The following is a 23,560-nucleotide window of genomic DNA, read 5'->3' as shown; positions in this document are numbered from 1 at the left end:
GAGGCGCGCGCACCGCCCCGGTCCCCAGCAGGCCCACGGTCCTGCTGCATTTCGCTAGACAACGTCAGGACAACTCCAAACATCAAGCATGACCAAAGAACTGTTTTTCTCAGTCGAGCCGGGCTTCGTGGTCGAACACGCCCGGGACCTGGTACTTTCCGACGACTGGCGCGGCGCCCTCTCCTTCCTCATGGAAGGCCTGGAGGGAATGACCCTCGATATGGCTGTCGCCATCTTGAAGGGCGAGCGCTCTATTTCCACCGACGAGGATGGAATGTGCGATGGCCCCCAGGACCCGAACGATACCCGCCTGAAGCGCTATCTCGGCACCGCCGCCTGGCAGACCGCAGGCATCTACCGCTCACGCGGCGAGTTCTACCAGCCCTACGCGTACATCGCGGGCTTCGGACGCGCCGACAAGGCCTACGCGAGAGAGCACCTCGAGCGCATGGGCAACGAGTGCGTGACGCTCGACGAATACCGGGTGCTGCGGGCCAAGTACCACATGTACAGCCGCGAGTCGGACCTGGTGTTCTTCAACCTCCAGGAGACAGCAGCGCTCTTCAAGCGGGTCCAGGGCCCCGCATTCTGGGTTCCCACCTTCAATGAGCCGAAGGAAGCTTTGGCCGCCTACCGCGAGCACCGCGACCTCAGCCGCATCGGCGACAGCGAAGAAGCGGAAAACGCGTACTTCGAGCCGAAGTGCTGGGAGTTTTACGAAGATGCCATTCGAGATGGCGTGGTCTACGGTAGCCGAGGCTCAGACGAGCTCCTCGACCAGCCAACGCAAGCGATTCTCGACCGGCTCACCGAACTGGCGGACAGCATTGGCCAAGCCAAGGTCCAGGAAGAGGCGGAAGTCGAAAGCGGAGGGTCACCGGGCAAGAAGCGCGGAATGTTTTTTCAGACCCGCCCGCCAGCTAAGGCGGCGGAGGAGGACTACGAGCTGGAGGTTCTACGCCTTCGAATTGGTCAACAGGCCCCGAAGTTCGGCGGATACCTCGACTTGCTTGTGCGCGACGAAGCTGGCGACCGATTGGTCAAGGTGCCTGCAGCCCCCTTTCTCAACTGGGCATCAAGGCATGCGACCATGGACACCCACGAGGCGCTCCCCAAATGGCGCCCAGTGAGCCCTACCGGCATGAAAATGGGGGGAGATAACCCCATGCACACGGACTGGTGGCTGGGCGCGGGCTTGCCCTTGAGGGCTGCGTACGACATGGACCATCCTGTCAACAGAGCCGCCTGGCGGTTTGCGACAGGCCTTGGCCGTGCTGAAGGACATGACTGTGTTCGACTCGCAGGAGACGGCACCGTCTTTGGCCAGGTCGTGTTCCCCAAGCCAAACGAGGCGGTGCCGGAAGGCTCGATTGCAGTGGTGCCCTATGCTGGCGTCGACTACGAACTCGCGATGCTGTCTGCCTGCAAGGGCGGTCGCGGCGCGGTGGTGAGCGCCGTTGGAGGCAAGCTCGCCCACTTGGCGACAGTCGCGCGCGAGACCTCTTGCCGCGTGCTTGTGGTGGATGACGCAATGGAGGCTTTTCAGGAGGGCCAGTTTGTGACCATCAACCTGGACCTACTCACAGTAAAGTGTCATGAGACCTATCTCAGCACGCCTGACCCCTTGGACCTCTAGGCGAACCGCGGGCAGCCCGCAGCGGCCCCTGCTCACTTCTTCAGGACCGGCGTCATGCCGGTCCTTTTTCTTGTCCGCCAAAAGTCGCTGAGATGCAGCTGCTGGGTGCCGTAGCAGACGCCTCCCTACACGTAACAGCGCTAACCCGTCCGCGGGACCGCATATCCCTCAACTACACCCCGTCAGGGGCAATGAAATGAAGAAATCCCTCCTCGCACTCGCTCTCCTCGCAGCTGCAACCCTCGGTGGCGCAGCTCATGCGGCTCCGGCTCTCGACAACTTCTACGCCGGCGCGGGCCTCGACTATTCGCACTACCGCCTGAGCGACAAGACTGCCTTCGGCATCAAGGCCGGTGACGTGGGCGCGACCATCTACGGCGGCTACCAGTTCAACCCCCACGTCGCAGCGGAAATCGGCTATGCGCGGCTGGGCGACATCGAGCAGCGCGATGGCGTCGGCTTCGCGCAGAACTCGATGCTCTCCGCCAGCGTGCTCGGCTTTGCCCCGTCGTACCGCGGTGTGACCGCATTCGGTCGCCTCGGTATTGCCGACACGGCCAGCGAAGTCGAGGGCCGTCGCTTTCACCGCAACGCTCCGCTCTTCGGAGTCGGCGCGGAGTACAAGCTGAATGCGACCTTTGCGCTGCGCACCGAGCTCCAGTACGTGCCGAACTTCGGCGACTCGCGAGCGGACCTGTACAACCTCAGCGCTGGCATCAAGGCGTCGTTCTGACAAACCAACGCTGCAGCTAACCCTGCTGCCCTGAAGCCCCCGGCCTTGCACCGGGGGTTTTTCCTTGCGGCTCGGCTGCCACGAACGCAGACCACGGAGAAAGTCTGCCCCATTCCGCCAGAAAAAGAAAAATGCCCCCCTCGCATTTCTGCGAGAGGGGCATTGGCAGTAGACGTTACTTGCCGCCACCCCCTGCGGGCTTGCAGTATTCGTAGTACACGTTGACGGGCATCTGGCCTGCGGCGCCATAGGCAGTGGCGGTTGCGTACACCTGCCACTCCGGGGATGACGTGAGCGTCGAGACGGCGGTGCCATTCGCATCCGAGTATGAGACGCCCCATTGGCCAACGCCAAGAGAGCCACGGTCCACTGCCCAGGTCACAGGCGCCCCGACCACCACGTTGCCGTTCGCATCGCGCATTACTGCGTAGAGCGTGGTGGTGATGTTGTCCGGATAGACCGAGCCGCAGACCCAAGACGGGCTCGCGACAACCTGAACCGGGCGCGCCGTGGTCACGTCACCGATAAGGCTGATGTATGTTGCTTGGCCAGCATCTGCCGCTGCGCCCTTGACGCGAACCGTTGCCGTGCCGGCTGCAACGCCTGCATACAGCACAGCGTAGGTCACGCCGTCTGCGCCTGCAGCGGTGGTCGCGGCAATGGTGCCGAGGCTCGTCGTCCAATTGGCGATGGCGCCTGGCAGGAGGTTGCCGTTGGCATCCTTCAGCGTAGCCGAGAGCGTCACGGCCGGCGCTCCGTTGGCAACGGCCGTGTAGGCATTGCTGCTCATCGCGGTAACGCGAGCAGTCGCAGCGTCGCCCGAGAAGGTGACGGTCTGGGTTTGGCCAGCATCGCCCCCTGCGCGGGTTTTTGCCCGAACGGTCGCTGCGCCAGCAACGGTGCTGCCGTTCAGCACTGCGTGGGCGATACCGTCTCCACCGGTAGTGGAGCTCGCGGCAATGCTGCCCAGGGTGGTCGTCCAATCGACGGTTGCCCCAGTCACCCGGTTGCCGTGGGCGTCCAGCACGGCAGCGGACAAAGTCGCCGCGGGCGCCCCGTTTGCCACTGCGGTTGTCGCGTTGGTGCTCAGCGAAACCACCCGAGCCGTCGTCGCGTCTGCGTCCAATGAAATCGACTGCGTCTTTCCTGCGTCGCCTGAAGCGCCCCTGGCGGTGACCGTCGAGGTCCCGCTGACGGTGCCCGCCGTAAGAACGGCAGTGGCGCGACCTGCTGCGTCAGTTGAGGAAGTCGCCGGGGCGAGGTTCCCTAGTGTGGCTCCCCAGCTCACCGAGGTGCCAGCCGGCGCGAGGTTGCCATTTGCGTCACGCAAGAGCGCCGAAAGGGTCGCGGTTGCGCTGCCGTTTGCGGTCATGAAGGTCCTGTCGGCCGTGACAGACACCACCTTCGAGGTCGCGGCGTCCGCGATGAAGGAGACGCCCGCAGTCTTGCCTGCATCTCCGCTATTGGCTGCCAGGGCGCGCACCGTGGCGATGCCGACCGTGGTCGGGGCGGTCAGGTGCGTTGCGGCCATCCCGTTCGCGTCGGTCGAGCTGCTGGTCCCGGTCAGGGTGCCGATGTCGGTCGACCAGGTCACTGGGATGCCAGCACCGAGAGGATTGCCGTAATCGTCTGTGACGGAAGCAGTGATGAGCGCCTGGGCCGAGCCGTTGGCCGGAAGAGTGCCTCCCGGCGCGGAAACCTGGGCGACCTTGGCGCTGACCTCATCAGCGATAACGTCGACCACCGTCGAAAGCGAAGCCCCGCTCGAGTTGAGAAGTGCGCTGACCGTGACGGGACCTGCTACCGTGGGCGGCGCAAGCGTAATCACGGCGGCCCCGCCGACAGTGGCGGAGCCGGCCCCCAAGTCGCCGCCGGACGTGGCCCATGCGACGGTTTCGCCATCAATTGCCGGCCTTCCGTTGGAATCCGCGACGCTGGCCGTGAGAGTTACCACGCCCGAGGAGCCCGCGACCACAGTTGGCGGGTCCGCGGTCAGACTGGTGATGGCGCCGGTCGCGGGAACGTAATCCGGAATGACGTTCATCGTCTTGAGCGGGACACGGTATGAGAACTGTGCGCCCGCGGCGGCAGCTGCGACCGATTGGACGGCCAGGGACACCGCAAGCAGGGCGGTGACGAGTCTACGGGACGTGCGGTTTGACATTGGGGCAACCTTAGGTGGGGCTAGACGGATGCTTTCGTATAGGGACCGTCTTATTCCGGGTATGGGTGGCTCGCGGGTTGTCTGGGCTTGCGAGCCTTTCCCAGGGCCGGCAGGCTAAAGGGAGCTACTAGACGGACGCATGCTCAGCTCCATCCACCTGTTCATCTCCCTGGGAATGCTTTTCGGCCTGGTGCTGGGAAGCTTTGGCAACAGCGTCGTCTACCGCCTGCCGCGAAAGCTCTTGCTGGAGTGGCGACAGGGGGCACAGGAGGAGCTGGGCCTGCCTGTGGACGATGACGCACCCATGCTGCGAGCAAAGCGGTCCCATTGCCCAGCCTGCGGCGTGCGGATTGCCTGGTATGACAACCTCCCGGTGGTCAGCTGGCTACTCCTGCGGGGCAAGTGCCGGGCTTGCCACCGTCTCATCTCTCCGCGTTACCTTGCACTCGAGCTCGCCGGCGCCGCAACTGGTGCGGGCAGCGTTGCCTGGCTCGGATTCACGGCTCAGGCTGCCCTCGTCGGCGTGGCGGCCCTTTTGCTTCTCTGGGCTGCCGTCATCGACATCGAGCACCAGCTGCTGCCCGACGCGCTGGTCCACCCTTTGGCTGCCCTTGGCCTGGTTGCGGCCACGCAGTCCTGGTTCATTTCGCCGACGCTGGCCATCTACGGCGCCCTGGCGGGCTACGGCCTTCTAGGAGTCACCGGGGCCGCCTTCAAGGCTTGGCGTGGCGTCGACGGCATCGGCGGGGGCGATGCCTGGCTCTTGCTGGCAATCGGCACGTTCGTCGGGCCCTTCGGGGTCGTTCAGACATTGGCCACGGCGTGCCCGCTTGCGCTGTTCGCAGCTTTAGCCGCCAACCGCCAGAAGCTGGATGGACAGGTCCGCCTGGCGTTCGGCCAGTGGTTGGCCCTGGGCGGCGTCATCATCTTCGCGCTGCAGCGCTCTGGCCGGCTGCCCATCCCCTACGCCGCATTCGGTTGACCCGCCGCGAGGGGCGGCGTGCGCCGATTTCCTCGCGCTGCCGGCGCTGCGCTACACCTTGCAGGACAACTGAAAGGAACACCTGTGATTGACATCCTCCCCGCCCTAAAGGACGGGGATTCCCCCTGCTGGACGGCCATGCCCGGCCGCGGCACCTAGCCCTGAAGGGCCAGGCACCTTATTCACTGCGGCCGCACTCTTCGTCGAGCGCGAATCCGCAGCGGAAAACGTCTTCTCCAACCAAACAAGCCCACGCGCAAGGATGTTGCGCGCCGCGTTCACATCGCGGTCGTGGGACGCGCCGCAACAGGGGCAGGTCCATTGCCGCACCGCGAGCCCTGCTCGGCCCTTGGGGCCGGCCCGGGTGCCGCAGATGTTGCAGTCCTGGGTGGAGAAGGATTCGTCGACCTCCGCGAACCAAGCACCTGCGTCATCGCACTTGTACTTGAGCATGGTTCGGTAGCTGCTCCAGCCCGCGTCGTGCACGGATTTCGCCATTCGGGTCTTCGCGAGGGTAGCGGCATTGACGTCGCCGACGAAGACCGCCGCATGGCCGCGGGCCTGGGCGGTGGAGAGCTTGTGCAGGAAATCCTTCCTGCGATTGGCGACCTTGGCGTGCAGCGCACGCACCCGGTGCGCCTTGCCAGCGCGCTGCGCGCTGGCAATCTTCGACTCGAGGTCGCGATAGAAGCGCTGGGCGTCCACCGAGGTCCCCGCCGAGTCGGTCATATGACTCTTGAGCCCCAGGTCGGCTCCAAGGGCCCCTTTGAGGCCCTCGGGCGACGGCTTGGCCTTCGGCTGCACCTGGACCGTGACGTTCAGGTACCAGCGTCCGCGCGCGTCCTCGCTGATGCTGCCGGCCCCGAGTTCGTGGCCGGCGAGACCGTAGCTGTCCCACAGGCTCAGAAGGTGGCCCTGGAAGGCCACCTGCCCGCCCTTGTAGCGCAGCGAGCGAGCCTTGAAAGGAATCCACCCTAGGCTCCGGTTCGCGCGCTTAGGGTCGGAGATACGCCAGCGCAGGCGCGCCTTCTTGAACTGCCGCCGGCGCGTGGCGAACTCCTCAGCGACCTGCTGGAACACCGCAGAGCCCACGAGCAGGCCCGCTTTGCTTGCGCCGTTGAGGTACTTCTGAAAGTCGAACCCGCTCATGAAGCGACCTTCGCGGCGCAGCACCTGCTGGCCGAGGTCGTTGCAGTAGTTCCAGACCTGGTTCACGTCGCGCGCCATAGCGCGCAGCACGGCCGCATGCTTGTCCTTCAGCCGAAGCCGAAGGACACGGGTCGAAAGCGGGGGAGAGCTGGGAAGGGACACCGAGGAGGCACTGTTGTTTCATCCAGTGTATCGCCGCTTTTTAGATAGGGCAACGCCTTCGGCTGCAAACAACCGCCATTCACTCCCCGCCCTAAAGGACGGGGCGCTGCGCTGCTCCCGGTGCGTCGTCGGAGCGTCGGTATCCCTATACGGGGCAGGAAATCTGTTCAACCCAAGGAGTAACCAATCCATGAATACCGTCAATCCCACCGCTACGCGTTCGGTCTTGGCCATTGCCGCCAATGCACAGCGCATGCTGGCGACCGGCCTTCTCGCCCGCTTGGGCCTGGTGAAGGAAACCCCAGACGAGCATGCGGCCAGGGCACTGGAATCGCGTGCCTACGTCCGCGCGCTGGTCGAGCTCGACAATCGCACAGCCATCTCCGCTTCCATCGCTCAATGGTCTCCGGCCACCGAGGAGTACGCGGAGCACTTCTTCATGACCCACCGCGGCGACCGCAAGGCGCGCCAGGAGGTCATCCGCCTCCACCAAGAGCTGAAGGACGCGCGAGCTGAAGTCGAGCGTCTGAAGACAATGTTGGCTGCTGTCTCGGTCTGAGCAGGTCGTTCCCCTGATGAGAATGCTCAAGCTCAAGGAGGTCTACCTCCTCCCAACGAAGCCAGTGCTTCATACCACCTGGGTTCTCAGCGGCCAGTGGCTGCCGGAGATTCAGGACCTCGACAGCAACTGCACAACCGAGTTCCTCGAGACGCTCGACCTCGAAAAGCGCTTCGACGTGCGACAACTCATGTTCGAATACTTCGACGGTGAGCGGTCCGCCCAGATGCACACGCTCTGGTTTGACGGCAAGCCGGTTTGCATCGTCCAAGATGCAGGCCGCGGCCTACGAGACCACCACCGGCGCTGGGTGACCGATGCGGCCGCCTTCGAGCAGCTGGTTGCGTACCTTCGCAGCCGCCTGCCCTGCGAGCAGGTGCACATCTCGGACCCCGAGGCGGACCTCTACCCAGAAGAAGTTTTTTGCTTCTACGGGATGGACTTCAGCGAGAGGTTCGGCATCCAGGTCGAACCGCTCACGCCTGGGTTCATGCTCGTGCAGAGCGTGAACCTCTTCAAGGACCGGCGACCGGTACCGGAGGTGCTGCTTTCCACCACTTCGGCGGAAGCACCAGCGTACGTCCGTCGCGGAAGCTCGGTCTTCAAGCTGGTCCGTCCTGTATCCGACGAAGAGCATGCCGCGAATCCGCGAATCGCGCAGGTCTTGGCTGAGGACGGGTTCATCGGCCACTACTGGTACGAACGGACAACTCGACCCGAGGGCCTTCCGGTCATCTCCATCTGACGGGCCCTGCCCGCTCATTCCGCCCAGGCTTTACCAGCCTGGGCGTTTTCATTGTTGACGGCACGCCCGGCCTCCTCGTGGCCGGCCTGAGCCCGCAGGGCTATAGGTCGACATCCTCCCTTGCCTATACGGCGCAAGGCCGTGAAGTCGCCTGCCGTTTGCGCCTGCTCCCGCAGGTATGGCGAAGACTTTTGAGGACAACCAATGCGAAATCTATCCCGTGAATCCGGGGCCTCGCTTGGCAATGCAAACACCGTGCAGCAATTGCGCTGCAGCGTTTTTCAGGGCCAGCGAGGCCCCCAAGGAAACACACCATGTATTTCGAGACCAAGAAACAAGCCAAGACCACCGTGAGCGCTCTGCGCCGCGAACTCAAGGGCTTCACCAAGCCAGCTTCCGAACTGAGCCACAGCGAGTGCCTGACCATCCTGGCCAAGGCGCTTGGCCACAAGAGCTGGAACGAGCTGGAGGCAAAGCTTCCGGATGACAGTCCTCTGCGCGCTGCCGCAGCGAAGCCCGTCGAGCGGAAGTACCCGCTCAAGAACACGGGCCAGTTCGACTTCGTGAAGCCGGGCGAAGACGGCAAGCCGGTGCACGGCTCCTTCATGGAGCTCATTGGTGCCTGCGAATTGGTGCCGGGCACCTGCAGCGCTGCATCCGCTACGCGCCGCAAAGACGGGCTGGACTTCCAAGGCGACGGGGAAACCGAACTTTCCTGGGATGAGCAACACACGGAGCGTAATGCCAAGGGAGAAACGCTTTGGCTGAACGGCGATTGCAAAATCGTTCCTGAGTCAGCCCTTGTGCTGTTGCCCGAGGACTACGAAGGCGACCCCGAGGATGACGACCTTCCATGGCTCGAGGATGAAGACGAGCTTCCGGTGCGCGACGTCCTCTTGGCCGCCTACCGGACGTACTTTGCCGAGGAAGGCATCACGCTGACGGAGACCCGGAGTCTGCCAAAGACAAAGGCCCTCCTTGAGAAAGCCGCAGCCGTCATTGGCTTCGCGCTCACCAAGTGGGAAATTGAAGCGCTGCAGCATACGAGCGATGCCGGAACAACCGGCGCGGTGAAACCTGCTGAAGACGTCGACCTGGAAATGCAGGCCTATCGCCAAGTCTTCAACCGCCTCTTTGCCGACGAAGGTGACGAAGCGGGAACGCCCTCGGTGATTTCGAAGGTGATGGAGGCGCTTGCCAAGGCCACTCTGCGGGAACAGAACAAAAACGCCGAGACGTTCCTGCGGCAGAATGTGTCGGAACTCTTCACGCTCAACGGCCCGTACGACGGATATTGCGTTGCCCAACTGGCCTCCGAACTTCGCGCTCGGGCCAAGACGGCCTACGAACGGCTGGTTCTGAAGACCCGCCGCTAGTCGACATTCACAAGCCGCCCTACCCAGGGCGGCTTTTTCTTGTGCGACCGCATGCCGGCTCCTTGACGAGGCAGCACGGGGCTCGGTATCATTCCCTTACGGTTCGTTGGGACCTCGGGATAGTTGCCCCGTCAGTGCGCGCACCGGACCGTGTCCGGCACGGCAAAAAGCAGCGTCAGAATTCGTTTTCCACACCATTGCCTGGTTTTCTATTGAAGAGCCTGGGTAACGCGCGCCGCTCATTCGACGAGCTCTTCGATGGAGTTGACCATGAGCGTTCAATCGCGCGCGTTTAATCCCGCGCTCCCGTCCACCGACCCCCGTGCACTCGCGCTTTGGGAATTCGTTCGTCGCGAAAAGCCTTGGTTCACGCCAGCGCTTGCCGCGGAACTGCTCGAAGGGCTTCCTCCCCCGACCGATGTCGACGCGAAGGAGTTGGCTCGTTGGTTGCAGCAGAAGTTTGCGGCCAGGAACATCAAGCTCAAGCTGACCCACGCACAGCAGGCGATTGCCCGTGTCCTCGGCAAGCCGAGCTGGCACCTGCTGCCTATTCACAATGCCGTGGCACCCCGGCTTCTCTGCCGCCAGCTTGGTGCCGCCGACGGCGAGCTGTACGAGGACTGGGCTTCAGTCAAGCTGCTGATGCAAGCCTGCATCACTCGCTGGGCAGAGGCGGACCCGACAAAGGTCTACTGGGTCGGCCTGGTGGATGGCACTCTGGTCCTGTCTGCGCTCGAGCCACGGGGGCACGAACGTGCAGGCGAGACGGTGCTGCTGGAGGTGGTGGCGGCCGAGGGAGTCGCCCACTGGCTGGACGGTGCCGCTACGGCCCTGGAGGGACTTCGGAGGTTTGTCGAAAACGACGCCATCCTCGACGGCTTCGCCGCACTTTCAGCCTACCTACGCATTTCGCGAGCGGACGATAGCCTGCTCTCCTTCGACGACATCGGCAACGCTGAGCTGGTTGTGCTGCGCGGTGGCGCGGAGTTCGCCCGGGGGGACGAGTTGGGCTGCTGGCTGGAGATTGAGCACTCGCGTCGCTCGGATGCGCGATACGGCCAGCCGCTTCACGGGGACGTGGTGTTCGATGGCCAGACGTGGCTGTGCGGCGCTGAGGCACTGACATGGCACGTGTACGAGGTCCGCAAGGGTATGGTTGGAGTCGGCGGGTCGCGCCGTCCCCTAGGTGTCGAACAGGCCGCGAGCTTGTTTCGCCGTTACCAGCGCGCGCGTAGGATTTTCAAGGAGGCCCCGCCTACCCGTGGCGGGAAGCGGCTCCTGGGGCTGCGCACTCCGAGTGCATCGCTTGCTTCCGTCGACCTTCGATTCGTCGAGCAAGCCTTTGCGCAGCGAGGCCTCGGGTGGCCGCAGTTCGCCGCCTCAATCGATGAAGATGTTCCGGCGCTGACGGGCCTGCTCCCGAGCCCGCTGCTGCCAAGATTGGCGAAGTTCCTCAAGCTGGAGGACCCCAGCCGGCTTTTCGTTACGCCGGCGCCGTCAGAGTTCATCAGGGTCGCGTCGGGTGAAGCGTTGCGGGCCTACTACTGCGCTGCCGACAGCATCAAGTTCGGCCGGCCTGCTGGCGCCACACCTGACGTCGCCCGTGCTATCGAGAACGCCATCGAAAACTTTGCGAACGTCTGGGAGATGGGCAAGAGCATCGCCAACGGCACGACGAGAATTGGAGGGGACTGGCAAGATGCGCCGCATCAAGCCTACGCGGCTGAGGTAGACGAGTTCGTGCAAGTCCTCGGTAAGCTGGGAATGGCGGTTTCCGCTACTTTTGCTCGCAGCTTCATCTTGCGGACAGGCAAGGACATCTTCGAGCATCAGGACTTTCCATACCGGGATGGGCTGACCTTGCTCGTTCGGATTGCTCCGGCCCAGCTCTAGCTCGGGCACGCGAGCCCTGCCCTGTCGCTCAAGCCGCCCAACCGGGCGGCCTCGCTCGCTACACCGCAGCAGGACCACAACGCGAAAGACCTGTATGCCTACAAAAATCATCGATGCCCTGCCCGCAAAAGCAGTTCCGGCGGAGCTGCGCCCCGATTACCTGGAGACGAGGCTCGACCCGACCGAGTACCAGTTTTGCGCGCCAGGCGCACCCGCGCTTCGGGTTTCGGACATGTCGTACCATGACCTGATGCAGGCGCTGTGCCTGACCATCGACCTTGTCGAACGATTCAACGCAATGGGTGACCAGATGCAGGGGCTGGTGCGAGATTGGCGAGACGGCTCGTTCGAGCCCACGCCGCCGGAGGCAGACTCGAAGACCTGATTGAGCAAAAGCCTTCGCGGAGCACATGCCCCGCGAAGGTTTCTTTGTTGGCCCACCACGTCTTAGGCGTCCACGCCCTCGACCCTGAACATGCCAATCCCGCTTGTGCTCAGCCTGCCCGCTATTTCCGGGGCTCGAGCATTTTGGAGATGCACCGCCAGGTCGTATGTGCACTACCTTCGACCTCGAGCATCTCCTCGACGGTGGCCGGCGCCGTCTCTCCCAGGAACTGGTCAAGCGACGAGTAGCGGCTTCCTACGAATGCGACTGATGGCTCGTGCCCACCTTGCTCGAGGACGCCCAGGGCGCCTCGCACCAAAGCTCGGCTGTGCGTGATGATGAGAACGCCCTTTGTGCCATCCGCCGGCGCGGTCGCAAACTGGGCGATGAGCGCTCCCAACGGATGGGCATAGCGGTCCGATAGGCCCGTGTCTGGCTCGTCGAAAAGGGCGATGTGCGCCTTCGAGCCCCAGCCTTGCATGGAGCTGATAGCGCGCCTGACGACGCCGATGCTGTTGAGGCCGGTGCTATGGTCCTCGTCCGAGCCGTACATGAAGGCCCGCTCGATACCTGCTCGCGTGCGGTAAGCCATCGAAATCTGGAGGGGCGTGCAGTCGTCGGACCGCGCGTAGGCGCTCAGGACCTGGACAAGGAAGCTCTTGCCGGCGCCGTTGTCTCCGATGACCAGGTGCAGCGGGCAGTCTGCGCGGACCGCATCGGTGTTCAGGCGGAGCGGGCTTTCGCCGTTGAAGTAGACCGACTCGGACACCTCTTGCAGGAGTTCAGCCAGCGGCGGGCAGGTCTTGGGGGCAGCTTGCTTGCGCGCAACTCGGGCCATGGATTTAAAATCTTTCTTGTTTTCGGAGGGCGTGCCGCGCTGGGGCAGCGTTGTGTTATAGAGGCGCTGGTGTGTGAAGATGCATTTTAGCTTTTAAGCCCGGCGCTGTCCAGCCTTCCAATCGTATATAAGGCCGCGGGCGTTCAGAAGTACGACAAGCCCAGCGCGCGCTTCACCTCCCCCAGCGTCAGCGCTGCCCTCGCGCGGGCAGCCTCCGTACCCTGACGCAGAACCTCAAGTACAGCGCCGCGGTCTGTCGCCAGAGCTTCTCGGCGCGCGCGAATGGGTGCGAGCGCATCCTGCAGAAGCGCGTCCAGGCGCTTCTTGAGAACACCGTCTCCAAGGCCGCCGCGCCGGTAGTGCGCCTTGAGCTCGACCAGGGCGGCTTGGTCGGGCTCAAAGGCGTCGAGAAACGAGAACACCACGTTTCCCTCGACCTGACCTGGGTCCTCGACGCGCAGGTGGTTTGGGTCGGTAAACATCTTCTTGACGGCGGCGCTGATTTCCGCCGGGCTGGCGCCAATCGCGATGCTGTTGCCAAGCGACTTGCTCATCTTGGCCTTGCCGTCGATGCCGGGCAGTCGGCTCACGCTCGAAAGCATGGCCCTGCACTCGAGCAGCACCTCCTTGCCGGCAATGGCGTTCATGCGGTGCACCAACTCGTTGGTCTGCTCAATCATCGGCAGCTGGTCGTCTCCCACGGGGACCACGGTCGCTTTAAAGGCGGTAATGTCTGCTGCTTGGCTGACAGGGTACGTCAGAAAGCCCGCCGGAATGTCGCGCTCAAAGCCTCGCAGGTTGATTTCCCGACGGATGGTCGGATTACGCTCGAGGCGAGAAACCGTAACGAGGTTGAGCAGCAGCATGTTGAGCTCCGCCAGCTCGGGCACTTGGGATTGGATGAAGATGGTCGACCTCGCCGGGTCGATGCCGACAGCCAGGTAGTCGAGCGCCACCTCGAGCACGTTGCGCGTGACCTTTTGGGGGTCGGCGAAGTTGTCCGTCAGCGCCTGCATATCTGCCAGCAGGATGAACTGGTCTGCCGTGTGCTGCAGCTCGACGCGTGCACGCAGGGAACCGACGTAGTGACCCAGGTGGAGTGGGCCTGTGGGCCGGTCACCTGTGAGGACGACTGTCCGGGACGGGAGAGAAGGAACAGAAGAAGACGTTTGCATTGGAAAGCTCCGAAAGTGGTCGGACGCCGCCAGCAAAGGTCGAGACAGAAATGCCGCCAAAGCTGGCGGCATCACAGAGAAGAAAACGCAAGGATGTGGCCGCCGGGGTTAGCCGTGCCACCAGGAAAAAGCGATGAGGGACTTGCGATTCATGATAAGCATTATAGCAAAGCGTTTTAGATGCCCGAGCCGAAAGCTAAAGCGCGCTGGCTACAGGGGTGGCCACTCTCGGAGCCATCATGAAACGCTTTTGCCTGTCCACCGCCCTTCTGGTCGCTTTGCTGTACCAGCTTCAGCACTTTCTCCCGTCGCTCGCCTGGGGCGGCGTGCTCGCCATCGCAACCTGGCCCCTCGTCCAAAAGCTCGAACGGCGTGGCTTTTCGAATGGTGGTGCAGTGGCCACAGTCGGCATGGGCCTGTTGCTGGGTTTCGGGTTGCCAGCGCTCGCGGTCATCGATGCGCTGAGCCCTGAAGTCGCGGCCGCCTCGCGGTACGTCCATCAATTGAATGCCACGGGGCTGCCTTCTCCGGACTGGCTGCAGCGTCTTCCCCTCTTTGGCGGGCAGGCGGCCGCCTGGTGGGGTGCGCATCTGTCTGCGCCTGGCGCTCTGCTCGAGATGGTCAGCCAGGTGTCCGGCACCTCGGTGCTCAACGCCACCGGCAAGCTGGGCGGGATAGGCGCCGGCCTTGCAGCCAATGCGTTTTACATCCTGCTGAGCCTGCTGACCTTCGTGGTCTTCCAGCTGAACGCCTCGGTCATCGTGAAGCATCTCGACGCCGCTGGAGCCAAGCTGCTGCCTGCCGAATATGCGGTCGTACGTCGCCTGCTTCCCCTGTCCCTGCGCGGAACCGCGCTGGGCCTAGGCTCCGTTGCCCTCCTCGAGGGCGTGGTGCTGGGCATCGCCTACGCCATCGCCGGCGCTCCGATGCCGGTCCTCTTGGCCGTCCTGACCGGCTATCTTGCCCTGATTCCAGGGGGCGCTCCGCTCTCCTTCATCACGGTGAGCCTCGTCTTGCTTGCAAAAGGCAGCACCGCCGCGGCGCTCGGACTCGCGCTTTGGGGGACTGTGGAGCTGTTCCTTGTCGACAAGTTCGTTCGCCCACGCATCATCGGCGCGTCGGTGGAGCTCCCCTTCCTGGCAGTACTTTTTGGGCTGCTTGGCGGGGTGTCGACGATGGGCATCATCGGCCTATTCGTGGGGCCCTTCTTGATGACAGTGCTGTTTCACTACCTGCGCGCGGCAGCCAAGCCTTAGGCGCCGGTCAACGTCGCCTCCTTCGGCCGGCTCATGTCGTGCCATCCAGAGAGGGTCAGGCTGGTCCAATCCTTGTGGAACTGCTTGGTGAACGAAGAGCTTCTAGGAAGGCTTGCGTGCATTTTCTTTGGGGCCGGGCCCGCTTTCGAGCGCATCAAAAAGACCTTCAGGTGTCTCGAAGCGCTCGCGGCCTGACTCCCGAGCTTCCGCCATCGCTGCGGCGGTGGCGGGGTTGGGCTTGTCCGGTACGGGTCGCGCCGTGCTCTCGGGCTTGTTTGACGTCCCGGAAGCCTGCGGCGCAACCGTTTCGGGCTTGGCTGCCCTCGGCGCTTTCCTTTTCGCCGGTCTTGGTACCTTGGGCTTAGCGGTGTCCCCGGTCTCGGGCGGTTCTGTAGGAGCGGGCGGCCCTTCGGGCTGTGCCGGCTGCCTCCGCTGAAACGATACAAATACCCCGACCATTGATGCAAGCGAGGCAAAGGCGCCCAGCCAGGTAAGTACCAGCGCGGCCTTTATGCCTGTGAGGGAGAACCGCGTCCATATTTTCTCGGGTTCGTACTGTGAGGCAGACAGCAGTTGAGTGAACTCGCCTGGACACTCGTCCGTTGGGGTCTGCCCGTCGCCCTTGAGAATCAGCCTGGCATTGTCAGTGAGGCCACAGCCCATGACGACCCGGTTGTCGTTGTTCGGTATCGGGTAGACGAAGGCGGCATTGAGCACGAGGTGGAGGATGCTGAAGAGAAAGACCAGCACCGCCGACGCCACAACGACTTTGTTCGCCGTGGAGCGTTCCGCCCTATGGAGTAACTGGAACACCACGACGAGGACCACAAGTTCCACGAGCGAGGTCATGACGGTGAGACCTGGTCCAGGCGGCCAGGGCGGGCTGAAGCCCGCGAGACCAACCCCCAGGGGAATAGCCAGCAGCCCGCCCGCGGCCACAAAGGCCATTTTCCGGACGCGCTTTACGTCGTCCATGAACTCGTCAAGGCCTGTTCTGGGGCCAGTTGCCATACGCCACCTCCATCCTTGTCTGTCGCAGTAGTCGTTGCGTGCTAAGGCTGGACAGCGCGCCGCTGGCTGGTCGAAACCACTCCTGCCGTCCAGTTGGCGGGCGCACGCACTCCTGCCGAGCCGAATACTGAAGTATCCAGTGCGTTCGCGCAACGAAATTCCTTGGTTCGGCGCGGCCGAGGCCGGCAGGGCCGGTCTAAAGCGCATATTGCCCTGCGGCATAAACGCGCTGGCTACAGGTTGGCCTCACCCAGGCCCCTGCTCCATGAAGCCACTTTCGAAACCAGTCCGCTCTCTCCTTCGCAATGTCGCTCTCGGCCTTGCCCTTGCCGCGGTAGCCGCCACCTCGGCCTATTTCCTCAAGAAGGATGAACCGAAGGCCCCCGAGCTCACCGGCGTAGCGCAGCAGATGCGGGCAGCCCCCGAGGAATGGTCCAAGGTCGAGAAGGACGGCTCGGAGCTTCTGAGCGACCTCCGCGCAGACAAGGTCTCCGCGGTGGGTATCGCCGGAAGCGGTATCCTGGTCGCCACGACCTCCGGGGAAAAGTACTTCGTGGTCGACGGTCGGGGCTCGTTCGCGGCTCTGGCGGTCGGCGAGGCAAAAAACCCCGAGAAAAAGCCGTTCCAGCTGGTCGTGCTGCCCAACTCCAAGGTAGGCTCGCCCGACGTGGAGGGTGCATGGCTCGGGACCGCGCGCGACGTGGCCGGTCTGCTGCTGCCGTTGCTCCTCATCGGGGGCCTTGTCTTCCTGGTGCGCAAGGAGCTTGGCGGGAATGCAACCCTTGTCGAGCAGCCCACGGGAATTCGATTCGATGACGTGATTGGTGCCATGGAGGCCAAGAACGCGCTCAAGGACGTGGTCGCCTACCTCAAGGACCCCAAACGGTTCTCGGCCCTTGGCGGGCGCCCACCCTGCGGCGTGCTGGCGCTAGGCGGGCCTGGCGTGGGCAAAACGCTGCTGGCCAAGGCCCTAGCCGGCGAATGCGGGGCGAGCTTCATCGCCATCAACGGCGGCGAGTTCACTTCGAAGTTCTATGGCGTAGGCGTGCAGAAGGTGAAAGGTGTCTTCGAGCTTGCTCGCAAGAACGCCCCCTGCATCCTCTTCATCGACGAAATCGACGGCATCGCCAAGCGCACGAGCAGCGGGTCCGGCCCGGTGGAGTCCGAATCGAACCGCATCATCAACCAGGTGCTGGTCGAGATGGACGGCTTTGCGTCCAACGAAGGCGTCATTGTGGTCGGCGCCACCAACCTGGCGGAAAACCTGGACGAGGCACTCCTACGCGAAGGCCGCTTTGACCGCCGCGTGACCGTCAGGCACCCGGACGTTCGTGACCGCGCTGAAATCTTCAAGCTGTACGGCAAGAAGCTGAAGCTGCACGGCCCCATGGATTGGGACCAGCTCGCCCGCCTGACGACAGGCTTGTCCCCGGCGACAATTGCCCACATCGTCAATCACGCGGCGATTGTTGCCGGCCGACACGCCAGCAGCGGCGTAGAGATGCACCACTTTGTGGAATCCGTGGAGACCACGCGCATTGGTGAGCTCAACGGCGCCGAACGCGCCTTGAGTGACGAGGAGCGGGCATACATTGCCGTCCACGAGGCTGGACACGCCATTACGGCAGCCGTGCTGAGTTACGGGAACGTGGAGAAGGTGACCATCCTCCCGCGGGGTGGGGCGCTCGGCGTCACCCTGGTGACGCAGGATGAAGACAAGACGCTCATGCTGCGCAGCGACATGGAGAACCACATCGTCATGCTGCTTGGCGGCCGGAATGCCGAGCTCGAGGTCTTCGCGGAGGCCTCGAGCGGGGCGTCCCATGACCTGCAGGAGGCATCAAAGCTGGCGCTGGACATGGTTGGTCGGTACGGGTTCGGCGCCGACGGCTCCCTCTTCAGCCTTGGGGCCCTCCCCGCTCAGCATGCGGCTCAACACGTGACCGCCGCGGTGCGGCAGGCCGACATCCTGCTGAAATCGCTCAGCGAGACCGGAAAAGCGCTGCTTCGTGTGTACAGGGGCGCCTTGGATGCGCTGACGGATGAACTGCTGCGGGACGAGACCGTTGACGGTACCCGGGTCCTTGAACTGGTCCGCCAGGTCAGGGCGACCCGATAGTCGGGCAGGTCGACCGAGCAACGGCGGGCTCTGCGATATAGCCCGCCGGCGAGTTGGCTACACGAGGAAGGTCAACTCCAAAAGGAACTCATCATGCTCGTTCGTCTCTTCCTTGCAATCGTCTCCTTTGCGGCACATGCTGCCGCCGCAATGGTTGTACTTGCCGTCTACCACTGGCTCGGCACCCCCGTCGAAGCGACGCCATATGACGTCATGACGCTCGAGAGCCAAATGGTCGCAGTCGCCGGCGTCATCGGCATGTTCCACGGCTACACCTTCCCGGCGCTAGGCCGTAGTGCACTCAAAACTTCCATCGTACGGACAGCGACCGCCCAGGTGGCCGGTTGGTCGTGGTGTCTCGTCGCTGCCGGCGGCATTGCAGTCGGTTTCCTGTCCGACCTTCCGGACGCGTTCGGCTCTGCCGGCTTGTGCATCGCCGCCGGCGTCGTATGGCACATCCTTGCCTGCAGGGGAAGTCGCAAGTTCGAGCGCCTGCTCGCGCAGCGCGGCGCTGTGATGTTCTCGCTCGCAACGTAATTCTTAAGCCACCTCCCTGGAGGTGGCTTTCTGCTTGGTGTGCGGTGGGCATAGGTGGCTTGTGACTTCGGTCACGCCATGCAATCCAAAAGCACATAACGATATAAATGTATAAAAGTTTTAGCCTACACCTTTTATACCGTCGGCGACGTGGCCCCGCTCAGTGAGCCCGCCGCCCGGGAACTCATCCTAAACTACTTCACACCACTGCAATGCGCAAACAAGTCCTCGCCGTCCTGGCCGCCACCCTCCTCGGTTCGTCCGCCTTCGCGGCCGACAACGCCAACGTTCAAGTCCTGGCGAACGTGCAGGGCACCTGCAAGTTCCTGGCGGCCCCTGACGTCAACTTCGGCACGCTAGACCCGGGCGCCGGCGGCGACGTTAACGCCAAGACGGACGTGAGCTTCTGGTGCACGAAGGGTGCCAACTACACGCTGAACGTCGGCAACGGCGCGAACTTCGACTCCGCCACCACGGCTCGTCGCATGAAGAGCGCCACCGGCGACTACATCAAGTACGAGCTGAGCCCCGTGAACGCCTCGGGCATCGGCACCGGCCGCAGCACGCCGCTGACGTTCTCGATGAACGCCCTGCTGCGCGGCTCGGACTACATCGACGCGACCGTCGGCGAGTACCAGGACACAGTCCAGCTGACCGTCACCCCGTAAACACCCCGCGCGGCACGCTGCTGCATTCCCACCCAAAAGGAGGCCTCGGCCTCCCTTAGTCATTTCGCGGCACGGGGCCACTTTCAGTCGTCGCGCGCATAAAGCCGGCTCCCTATCCAAGTAAGGCCGCTTTTTGGGGCCTCTTCCAAAGGACCGCTTTTCCATGAAGAAACTACTTGCTCCCCTCCTGTTGGCCATTGCTGCCTCCAGTGCATTCGCCGGCCAGTTCACCGTTGCGCCGCTACGCATGGACCTGACCGACAAGGCCCCAGCCGGCTCGGTGTCGGTGACGAACGACGACGCCGAACCGCTGCGCCTGAAGGTGAGCGCTGTGCGATGGAAGCAAAGCGCCGAAGGTGTGGACAGCTACGAGCCCACCGACGACGTGGCGTTCTTCCCGATGGAGGTGGAGGTCGCTCCAGGCGCGAAGCGTGTCGTTCGGGCGCGCATCAAGCGGCCCGCAGGCACCGCGGAGACAGCGTATCGCCTGTTCCTGGAGGAAATTCCCTCTGCCGCTGGCCGCGTCGGGGCTTCGCGACTTTCGGTGGCGGTCAAGTTTGGCGTCGCAGTGTGGCACAGGCCCGCGACCGAAACTCTGGCCCTGAGCTTCAAGCCGGAATCATTCAAGGACGGGCAAGGCCAGGGTTGGGTTGTCAACAATGGCAACGCGCACGTCCGCCTGACGAGCCTGGCAGCGGACCAGGTGTCCTTCGGCGAACTGAATCCTTGGTATCTGCTGCCGGGTGCCGCCCGCAAGGTCGAATTCAAGACAGCCGGCCCAGCCTGCAGTGCCGCAAGCCTGGCGCTGGTGGCAGAGACCGAGGAAGGCAACCTGCCGACGGCTCTACAGGGTCCGCTCTGCGCGGACTGATGTGTGCGCAGGGGGCTGACGGTGGCGGCACTCGTGCTGCTCCATGCGGGGGTGCGCGCCGAGGTCGCACTGCTCGATGTCGTGCTGAACGACTCGCCGCGCGGCAACTTCAACTTTGTCTTCGACAAGGGGGAATACTTCGTCGCGCGCTCGGAGCTCGCCAAGCTTGGCATCAAGACCGTCGGCCCCGAAAGCACCGTAGATGGCCAAGTCGTGCTTCCTCTGACCGGGCTCGAGGGCGTCGAGGCGGTCATCGACGAAAGCGCCCTGGAAGTTCGGCTCACTGCTGACACGGCGCGTCTAGGCACCCAGGAGATTTCGCTTGCGAGCGTCAGCCCGTACGGGCTCACCCCGGCTGAGACGAGCTTCATCGGCAACTTTCGCGTCGCGACGGACACGGTCAAGCCGGGAAGCCCCTTGTTCTATTCGGAGAACTCGTTTCGCCATCAAGCATGGCTGATGCAGGCCAACCTGTACTCCGAGGACAACACTTGGCGCTCCAGCCTGCTGCGGTTCAGTCGGGACTTCCCAAGCCAGATGCAGCGCTTGAGCATCGGCGATGTACCCAATGACGGCTATGCCGGACGAGCCATGCGCGGCGTTTGGTTCGGGCGCGCCTTCGAGATGAAGCCGTACTTCCAGCGGGTGCCAGGCCTTGCCTTTACGGCCGAGGCGGCCGTGCCCGCGATGGCCGATGTCTACGTGGACGGAATCCGGGTGCGCAGCGTCGCGGTCAAACCCGGACCTTTGTCGATGTCCGACCTCAACGTCGGCGCAGGGCTCCATGCGACGGAGGTCGTGCTGCGTGACCGCGCAGGAAACGTGCTGTCCCGCTTCACGGACCAGCGCTACCTGCCAAGCGAGGGGCTCGCGGAGGGCGTTTCTGATTATGCGGTGTCGGCCGGCGAAACCTCGGGTGGCGTCGGTGCGGGGCCTTCGTGGGGCTACAACCTGCGGTATGCCCGCGGGCTCAGTCCAGCGCTGACGCTTGGCGGGTTCGCCCAGGGGACAGCAGGCGGAGCGCATTACACCGGCGGCCAGGTCACGGCGGTCCTCGGCCAGTTCGGCAGCTTATCCGCGCAGCTGACACAGGCGAGCGGTGTCGCGCACGGCCAGGGCTTGGTCGCCGCCTTCGTCCGTCAATCCAAGCACGGCAGTGTGCAATTCCAAGCCGAGCGCTACTCGCGGGGCTTCTACGGCGAAGCTGTCACCGACCCAGGGGTGCGGGGCGCCGCGCGCTACAGCGCCACCTACCAGGCCACGGCTGCCGCTGGCGTGGTGTTCGCGCTCACCGGGGCCAAGGTCGAACGGATGGACGGCAAGGGGAGCCAAAGCCTGTCTTTCAGCGTTTCAAAGCGGTGGGGCGCCCTGAATGTCACGCTGCGAGGGACCACCGGGCACGGACCGGACGTGTCACCAGGCGTGGCCGTCTCCCTGAGCTACGACCTGGGTCTGAACCAATCGTCCGGTGCCTACGTCTCGGCCTCCCGCGGGCAGGTGGTCTCTGGCGCCGACTACTCAAGCGTCGGCTCGCGACAGCGCGGTCTCGGGTACCGCCTTGCCACCCAGCGGGTCGGTGACCAACAGGACGTGCGTGCCAGTGGCCAGTACCTCCACGAGCGGTTCAGCACTTCCTTCTCTGCCGATGCCTCGGAACGAACCGGGCAAGCGGGGGTTTCGGTGGCGAGCACGGTGGCCTGGACTCGGGGGGACGGATTGCGCATAACGCGGCCCATCGACGGTGCGTTCGCGGTGGTCGACGCGAAGTTGCCTGGTGTCAAGGTCATGATGGACAACCAGTACATGGGTCGCACCGGAGATGATGGTCGTCTCCTGGTGCCATACCTTACGAGTTGGGCCCAGCATGGCCTCACCCTGGACGAACAGAACATTCCCCTGGACTATGCAGTCGAGTCCCTGCAGAGGAACGTCTCTTTGCCGGACAAGGCTGGCGTCCTGCTGGATTTCAAGGTGCACCTTGCTCAAGCCCTCTCCGGAAGGCTGGTGTCCGCCGACGGCGTGGCCTTGGGCAGCCATCGGGTTTCGCTTGCCAGCCCTTCGGACACGCTCCGGCTGGTCACGAGCAAGGACGGCACCTTTTACACAGATGAAGGACCGCCGGGCCTTTATGAAGGCGGTCTTGTGGTGGACGGCCGGCCCTGCCAAGTATCCGTGCGCATCCCGGAACGAAAAACAGCTTTTCTGGAGATTGGGGATGTCCCTTGTACGAGCCCTTAGCCTGGCACTGCTTTGCCTGGTCTCTTGGCCGGCGCACGCTCTGCTTGGGCTGGAGATGGGCTGCTCAGTCAGCACCCGCCCACTGCAGTTTGGCAGCTACGAGGCGACAAGCGCGCAGCCCCTGAAAACCTCATCGTCGCTCAACGTCCGGTGCCTGGCGGGAGCACTGGTGAACGTCAGCTTCGGACCATCAGAGACATCCGGGAGCATCGCGACTCGCAAGATGAAGCACACCAGCAAGGCCGACACGCTGAGCTACAACATCTACTCCGACAGCAGCTACTCGCGCGTGTGGGGCACGGTCGCGTCGCGCCAGTCGGTGCCGGTCGTCCTTTCGCTGCTGCTCCTGGGGCGCGACATTCCCGTCTTCGCCAGCATTGCGCCTGGCCAGGACGTGTCGGGCGGCCAATACCATGACGGCGTGACCGTCTACATCGAACCCTGAGCACAAGAAAAAGCCCCGCGGGAGCGGGGCTTTTGGGCAGAATCACCAGTTGAGTGCCCGGCACAGTCGCGCGTAGGCCTCGGGATACGCGGCGCTGAACAGGCCGTAATACATCGGCATTTCCTTGCGATACATCGGGAGGAACTCGAGTTTGCCTTCCTCGACGCACGCCTCGACGTTGGCCAAGCGGTCCAGCAGCTTCAGCGGCACGTATTGCGGATTGTGCTGCAGCTTCCCGACGATGTCTTCGTTGCGCTCGCGTCGGGTTTCCCCAAAGCCAGAGACGCAGTCGACCATGTCGCCAATGTCCACGCCGAACGACTGCGCAAGCTCTTCCTGGGTCACCGCGGTGTCTTCCAGTGTGTCGTGCAGGTATGCGCCGACGCGAAAGAAGTTGGGCAGCTTGTAGAAGCGCACCAGGGCCTCAACGCGGTCCAGGTGGCCTTCCACGTAAGACTTGTCGCCGTACACCTGGTCGCCGTGTGCCTTGATGGCGAAGGCCCTGGCCGCGACGACTGCCTCCTCGGGAACAGGGGCATCGAAGCGTAGATGGTTGAAAGCAGAAGTAGTCATGGCCTATACCTCAGAGTTTACTTGTGAGGTATAGGCCACGAGGGT

21 protein-coding genes are annotated in these 23,560 nt (G+C 63.7%); 15 read left to right on the top strand and 6 right to left on the bottom strand.

All coding sequences use genetic code 11. The annotated features are described in order from the left end of the window. Nucleotides 1-88 precede the first annotated feature (88 nt). Nucleotides 89-1,636: a hypothetical protein gene (locus WDLP6_RS30470; protein WP_162570976.1), complete on the top strand. Its 1,548-nt coding sequence runs from the start codon at nt 89-91 to the stop codon at nt 1,634-1,636. A gap of 196 nt (nt 1,637-1,832) precedes the next feature. Next, nucleotides 1,833-2,369: an outer membrane beta-barrel protein gene (locus WDLP6_RS30465; RefSeq protein WP_162570975.1), complete on the top strand. Its 537-nt coding sequence runs from the start codon at nt 1,833-1,835 to the stop codon at nt 2,367-2,369. A gap of 175 nt (nt 2,370-2,544) precedes the next feature. Here WDLP6_RS30465 and WDLP6_RS30460 read toward each other — a convergent pair whose 3' ends face one another. Then, nucleotides 2,545-4,533 carry a beta strand repeat-containing protein gene (locus WDLP6_RS30460; protein ID WP_162570974.1) on the bottom strand — a complete coding sequence of 663 codons (1,989 nt, stop codon included), beginning with the start codon at nt 4,531-4,533 and terminating at the stop codon, nt 2,545-2,547. Nucleotides 4,534-4,672: 139 nt separating this feature from the next. Between WDLP6_RS30460 and WDLP6_RS30455 the strand changes: the two genes are divergently transcribed. Beyond that, on the top strand, nt 4,673-5,515 hold the full coding sequence (locus tag WDLP6_RS30455; RefSeq protein ID WP_162570973.1) for a prepilin peptidase: 843 nt from the start codon (nt 4,673-4,675) through the stop codon (nt 5,513-5,515). Between the two features lie 105 nt (nt 5,516-5,620). On the opposite strand, the gene WDLP6_RS30450 is transcribed toward WDLP6_RS30455, so the two are convergent. Continuing rightward, nucleotides 5,621-6,826, bottom strand: coding sequence for an RNA-guided endonuclease InsQ/TnpB family protein (locus WDLP6_RS30450; protein ID WP_269475013.1), 1,206 nt, complete (start codon nt 6,824-6,826; stop codon nt 5,621-5,623). Between the two features lie 190 nt (nt 6,827-7,016). On the opposite strand from WDLP6_RS30450, the gene WDLP6_RS30445 reads away from it, so the two are divergent. From WDLP6_RS30445 to WDLP6_RS30425, 5 genes are all read left to right on the top strand, one after another. Beyond that, the gene (locus tag WDLP6_RS30445; protein ID WP_162570972.1) at nt 7,017-7,385 is read left to right on the top strand and encodes a hypothetical protein; all 369 of its coding nucleotides are present in this window, start codon (nt 7,017-7,019) and stop codon (nt 7,383-7,385) included. Between the two features lie 22 nt (nt 7,386-7,407). Then, a complete protein-coding gene (locus WDLP6_RS30440; RefSeq protein ID WP_162570971.1) occupies nt 7,408-8,130 on the top strand; it encodes a hypothetical protein in 723 nt (240 codons plus the stop codon). A 314-nt stretch (nt 8,131-8,444) separates the two neighbouring features. Continuing rightward, nucleotides 8,445-9,506, top strand: a complete 1,062-nt coding sequence (locus WDLP6_RS30435; protein ID WP_162570970.1) for a glyoxalase superfamily protein — start codon at nt 8,445-8,447, stop codon at nt 9,504-9,506. Between the two features lie 270 nt (nt 9,507-9,776). Continuing rightward, a complete protein-coding gene (locus WDLP6_RS30430; RefSeq protein ID WP_162570969.1) occupies nt 9,777-11,399 on the top strand; it encodes a hypothetical protein in 1,623 nt (540 codons plus the stop codon). Nucleotides 11,400-11,493: 94 nt separating this feature from the next. Next, the gene (locus WDLP6_RS30425) at nt 11,494-11,784 is read left to right on the top strand and encodes a hypothetical protein (RefSeq protein WP_162570968.1); all 291 of its coding nucleotides are present in this window, start codon (nt 11,494-11,496) and stop codon (nt 11,782-11,784) included. 121 nt (nt 11,785-11,905) lie between these two features. On the opposite strand, the gene WDLP6_RS30420 is transcribed toward WDLP6_RS30425, so the two are convergent. Further along, entirely contained in the window at nt 11,906-12,622 is a 717-nt protein-coding gene (locus WDLP6_RS30420) for an ATP-binding cassette domain-containing protein (protein ID WP_162570967.1), read from the bottom strand. Between the two features lie 143 nt (nt 12,623-12,765). Next, nucleotides 12,766-13,797, bottom strand: coding sequence for a tryptophan--tRNA ligase (gene trpS / locus WDLP6_RS30415; RefSeq protein ID WP_162570966.1), 1,032 nt, complete (start codon nt 13,795-13,797; stop codon nt 12,766-12,768). A gap of 239 nt (nt 13,798-14,036) precedes the next feature. On the opposite strand from trpS, the gene WDLP6_RS30410 reads away from it, so the two are divergent. Continuing rightward, entirely contained in the window at nt 14,037-15,053 is a 1,017-nt protein-coding gene (locus WDLP6_RS30410) for an AI-2E family transporter (protein ID WP_162570965.1), read from the top strand. A gap of 102 nt (nt 15,054-15,155) precedes the next feature. Here WDLP6_RS30410 and WDLP6_RS30405 read toward each other — a convergent pair whose 3' ends face one another. Then, entirely contained in the window at nt 15,156-16,028 is an 873-nt protein-coding gene (locus WDLP6_RS30405; RefSeq protein ID WP_232077603.1) for a hypothetical protein, read from the bottom strand. A gap of 301 nt (nt 16,029-16,329) precedes the next feature. Between WDLP6_RS30405 and WDLP6_RS30400 the strand changes: the two genes are divergently transcribed. From WDLP6_RS30400 to WDLP6_RS30375, 6 genes are all read left to right on the top strand, one after another. Beyond that, complete coding sequence (locus WDLP6_RS30400) at nt 16,330-18,183, top strand: AAA family ATPase (RefSeq protein ID WP_162570963.1); 1,854 nt, start codon at nt 16,330-16,332, stop codon at nt 18,181-18,183. Between the two features lie 93 nt (nt 18,184-18,276). Continuing rightward, nucleotides 18,277-18,720, top strand: a complete 444-nt coding sequence (locus WDLP6_RS30395; RefSeq protein ID WP_162570962.1) for a hypothetical protein — start codon at nt 18,277-18,279, stop codon at nt 18,718-18,720. A 212-nt stretch (nt 18,721-18,932) separates the two neighbouring features. Further along, nucleotides 18,933-19,388 carry a Csu type fimbrial protein gene (locus WDLP6_RS30390; protein ID WP_162570961.1) on the top strand — a complete coding sequence of 152 codons (456 nt, stop codon included), beginning with the start codon at nt 18,933-18,935 and terminating at the stop codon, nt 19,386-19,388. A 163-nt stretch (nt 19,389-19,551) separates the two neighbouring features. Beyond that, nucleotides 19,552-20,259, top strand: coding sequence for a fimbrial biogenesis chaperone (locus tag WDLP6_RS30385; RefSeq protein ID WP_162570960.1), 708 nt, complete (start codon nt 19,552-19,554; stop codon nt 20,257-20,259). 21 nt (nt 20,260-20,280) lie between these two features. Then, the gene (locus WDLP6_RS30380) at nt 20,281-22,497 is read left to right on the top strand and encodes a fimbria/pilus outer membrane usher protein (protein WP_162570959.1); all 2,217 of its coding nucleotides are present in this window, start codon (nt 20,281-20,283) and stop codon (nt 22,495-22,497) included. Continuing rightward, nucleotides 22,388-22,942: a Csu type fimbrial protein gene (locus WDLP6_RS30375; RefSeq protein ID WP_332105974.1), complete on the top strand. Its 555-nt coding sequence runs from the start codon at nt 22,388-22,390 to the stop codon at nt 22,940-22,942. The genes WDLP6_RS30380 and WDLP6_RS30375 overlap by 110 nt, the downstream gene beginning before the upstream one ends. Before the next feature lie 42 nt (nt 22,943-22,984). Here WDLP6_RS30375 and WDLP6_RS30370 read toward each other — a convergent pair whose 3' ends face one another. Beyond that, complete coding sequence (locus tag WDLP6_RS30370) at nt 22,985-23,515, bottom strand: HD domain-containing protein (protein ID WP_162570957.1); 531 nt, start codon at nt 23,513-23,515, stop codon at nt 22,985-22,987. Between the last annotated feature and the right edge of the window lie 45 nt (nt 23,516-23,560).

Origin of the sequence: Variovorax sp. PBL-E5, from assembly GCF_901827185.1 — a bacterium.
In the GTDB taxonomy this organism is placed as follows: Bacteria; Pseudomonadota; Gammaproteobacteria; order Burkholderiales; family Burkholderiaceae_C; genus Variovorax.
Note: the sequence above shows the minus strand (reverse complement) of the source record. Positions and strands in the feature narration are given on the sequence as shown.

Excerpts from the sequence above, each read along its gene's own strand:
- WDLP6_RS30405 (WP_232077603.1), bottom strand. The coding sequence starts at position 16,028 with ATGGACGACGTAAAGCGCGTCCGGAAAATGGCCTTTGTGGCCGCGGGC.
- WDLP6_RS30410 (WP_162570965.1), top strand. The coding sequence starts at position 14,037 with ATGAAACGCTTTTGCCTGTCCACCGCCCTTCTGGTCGCTTTGCTGTAC.
- WDLP6_RS30390 (WP_162570961.1), top strand. The coding sequence starts at position 18,933 with ATGCGCAAACAAGTCCTCGCCGTCCTGGCCGCCACCCTCCTCGGTTCG.
- WDLP6_RS30400 (WP_162570963.1), top strand. The coding sequence starts at position 16,330 with ATGAAGCCACTTTCGAAACCAGTCCGCTCTCTCCTTCGCAATGTCGCT.
- WDLP6_RS30445 (WP_162570972.1), top strand. The coding sequence starts at position 7,017 with ATGAATACCGTCAATCCCACCGCTACGCGTTCGGTCTTGGCCATTGCC.
- WDLP6_RS30455 (WP_162570973.1), top strand. The coding sequence starts at position 4,673 with ATGCTCAGCTCCATCCACCTGTTCATCTCCCTGGGAATGCTTTTCGGC.
- trpS (WP_162570966.1), bottom strand. The coding sequence starts at position 13,797 with ATGCAAACGTCTTCTTCTGTTCCTTCTCTCCCGTCCCGGACAGTCGTC.
- WDLP6_RS30385 (WP_162570960.1), top strand. The coding sequence starts at position 19,552 with ATGAAGAAACTACTTGCTCCCCTCCTGTTGGCCATTGCTGCCTCCAGT.
- WDLP6_RS30470 (WP_162570976.1), top strand. The coding sequence starts at position 89 with ATGACCAAAGAACTGTTTTTCTCAGTCGAGCCGGGCTTCGTGGTCGAA.
- WDLP6_RS30440 (WP_162570971.1), top strand. The coding sequence starts at position 7,408 with ATGCTCAAGCTCAAGGAGGTCTACCTCCTCCCAACGAAGCCAGTGCTT.
- WDLP6_RS30375 (WP_332105974.1), top strand. The coding sequence starts at position 22,388 with ATGAAGGCGGTCTTGTGGTGGACGGCCGGCCCTGCCAAGTATCCGTGC.
- WDLP6_RS30370 (WP_162570957.1), bottom strand. The coding sequence starts at position 23,515 with ATGACTACTTCTGCTTTCAACCATCTACGCTTCGATGCCCCTGTTCCC.
- WDLP6_RS30425 (WP_162570968.1), top strand. The coding sequence starts at position 11,494 with ATGCCTACAAAAATCATCGATGCCCTGCCCGCAAAAGCAGTTCCGGCG.
- WDLP6_RS30460 (WP_162570974.1), bottom strand. The coding sequence starts at position 4,533 with ATGTCAAACCGCACGTCCCGTAGACTCGTCACCGCCCTGCTTGCGGTG.
- WDLP6_RS30465 (WP_162570975.1), top strand. The coding sequence starts at position 1,833 with ATGAAGAAATCCCTCCTCGCACTCGCTCTCCTCGCAGCTGCAACCCTC.
- WDLP6_RS30420 (WP_162570967.1), bottom strand. The coding sequence starts at position 12,622 with ATGGCCCGAGTTGCGCGCAAGCAAGCTGCCCCCAAGACCTGCCCGCCG.
- WDLP6_RS30395 (WP_162570962.1), top strand. The coding sequence starts at position 18,277 with ATGCTCGTTCGTCTCTTCCTTGCAATCGTCTCCTTTGCGGCACATGCT.
- WDLP6_RS30435 (WP_162570970.1), top strand. The coding sequence starts at position 8,445 with ATGTATTTCGAGACCAAGAAACAAGCCAAGACCACCGTGAGCGCTCTG.
- WDLP6_RS30430 (WP_162570969.1), top strand. The coding sequence starts at position 9,777 with ATGAGCGTTCAATCGCGCGCGTTTAATCCCGCGCTCCCGTCCACCGAC.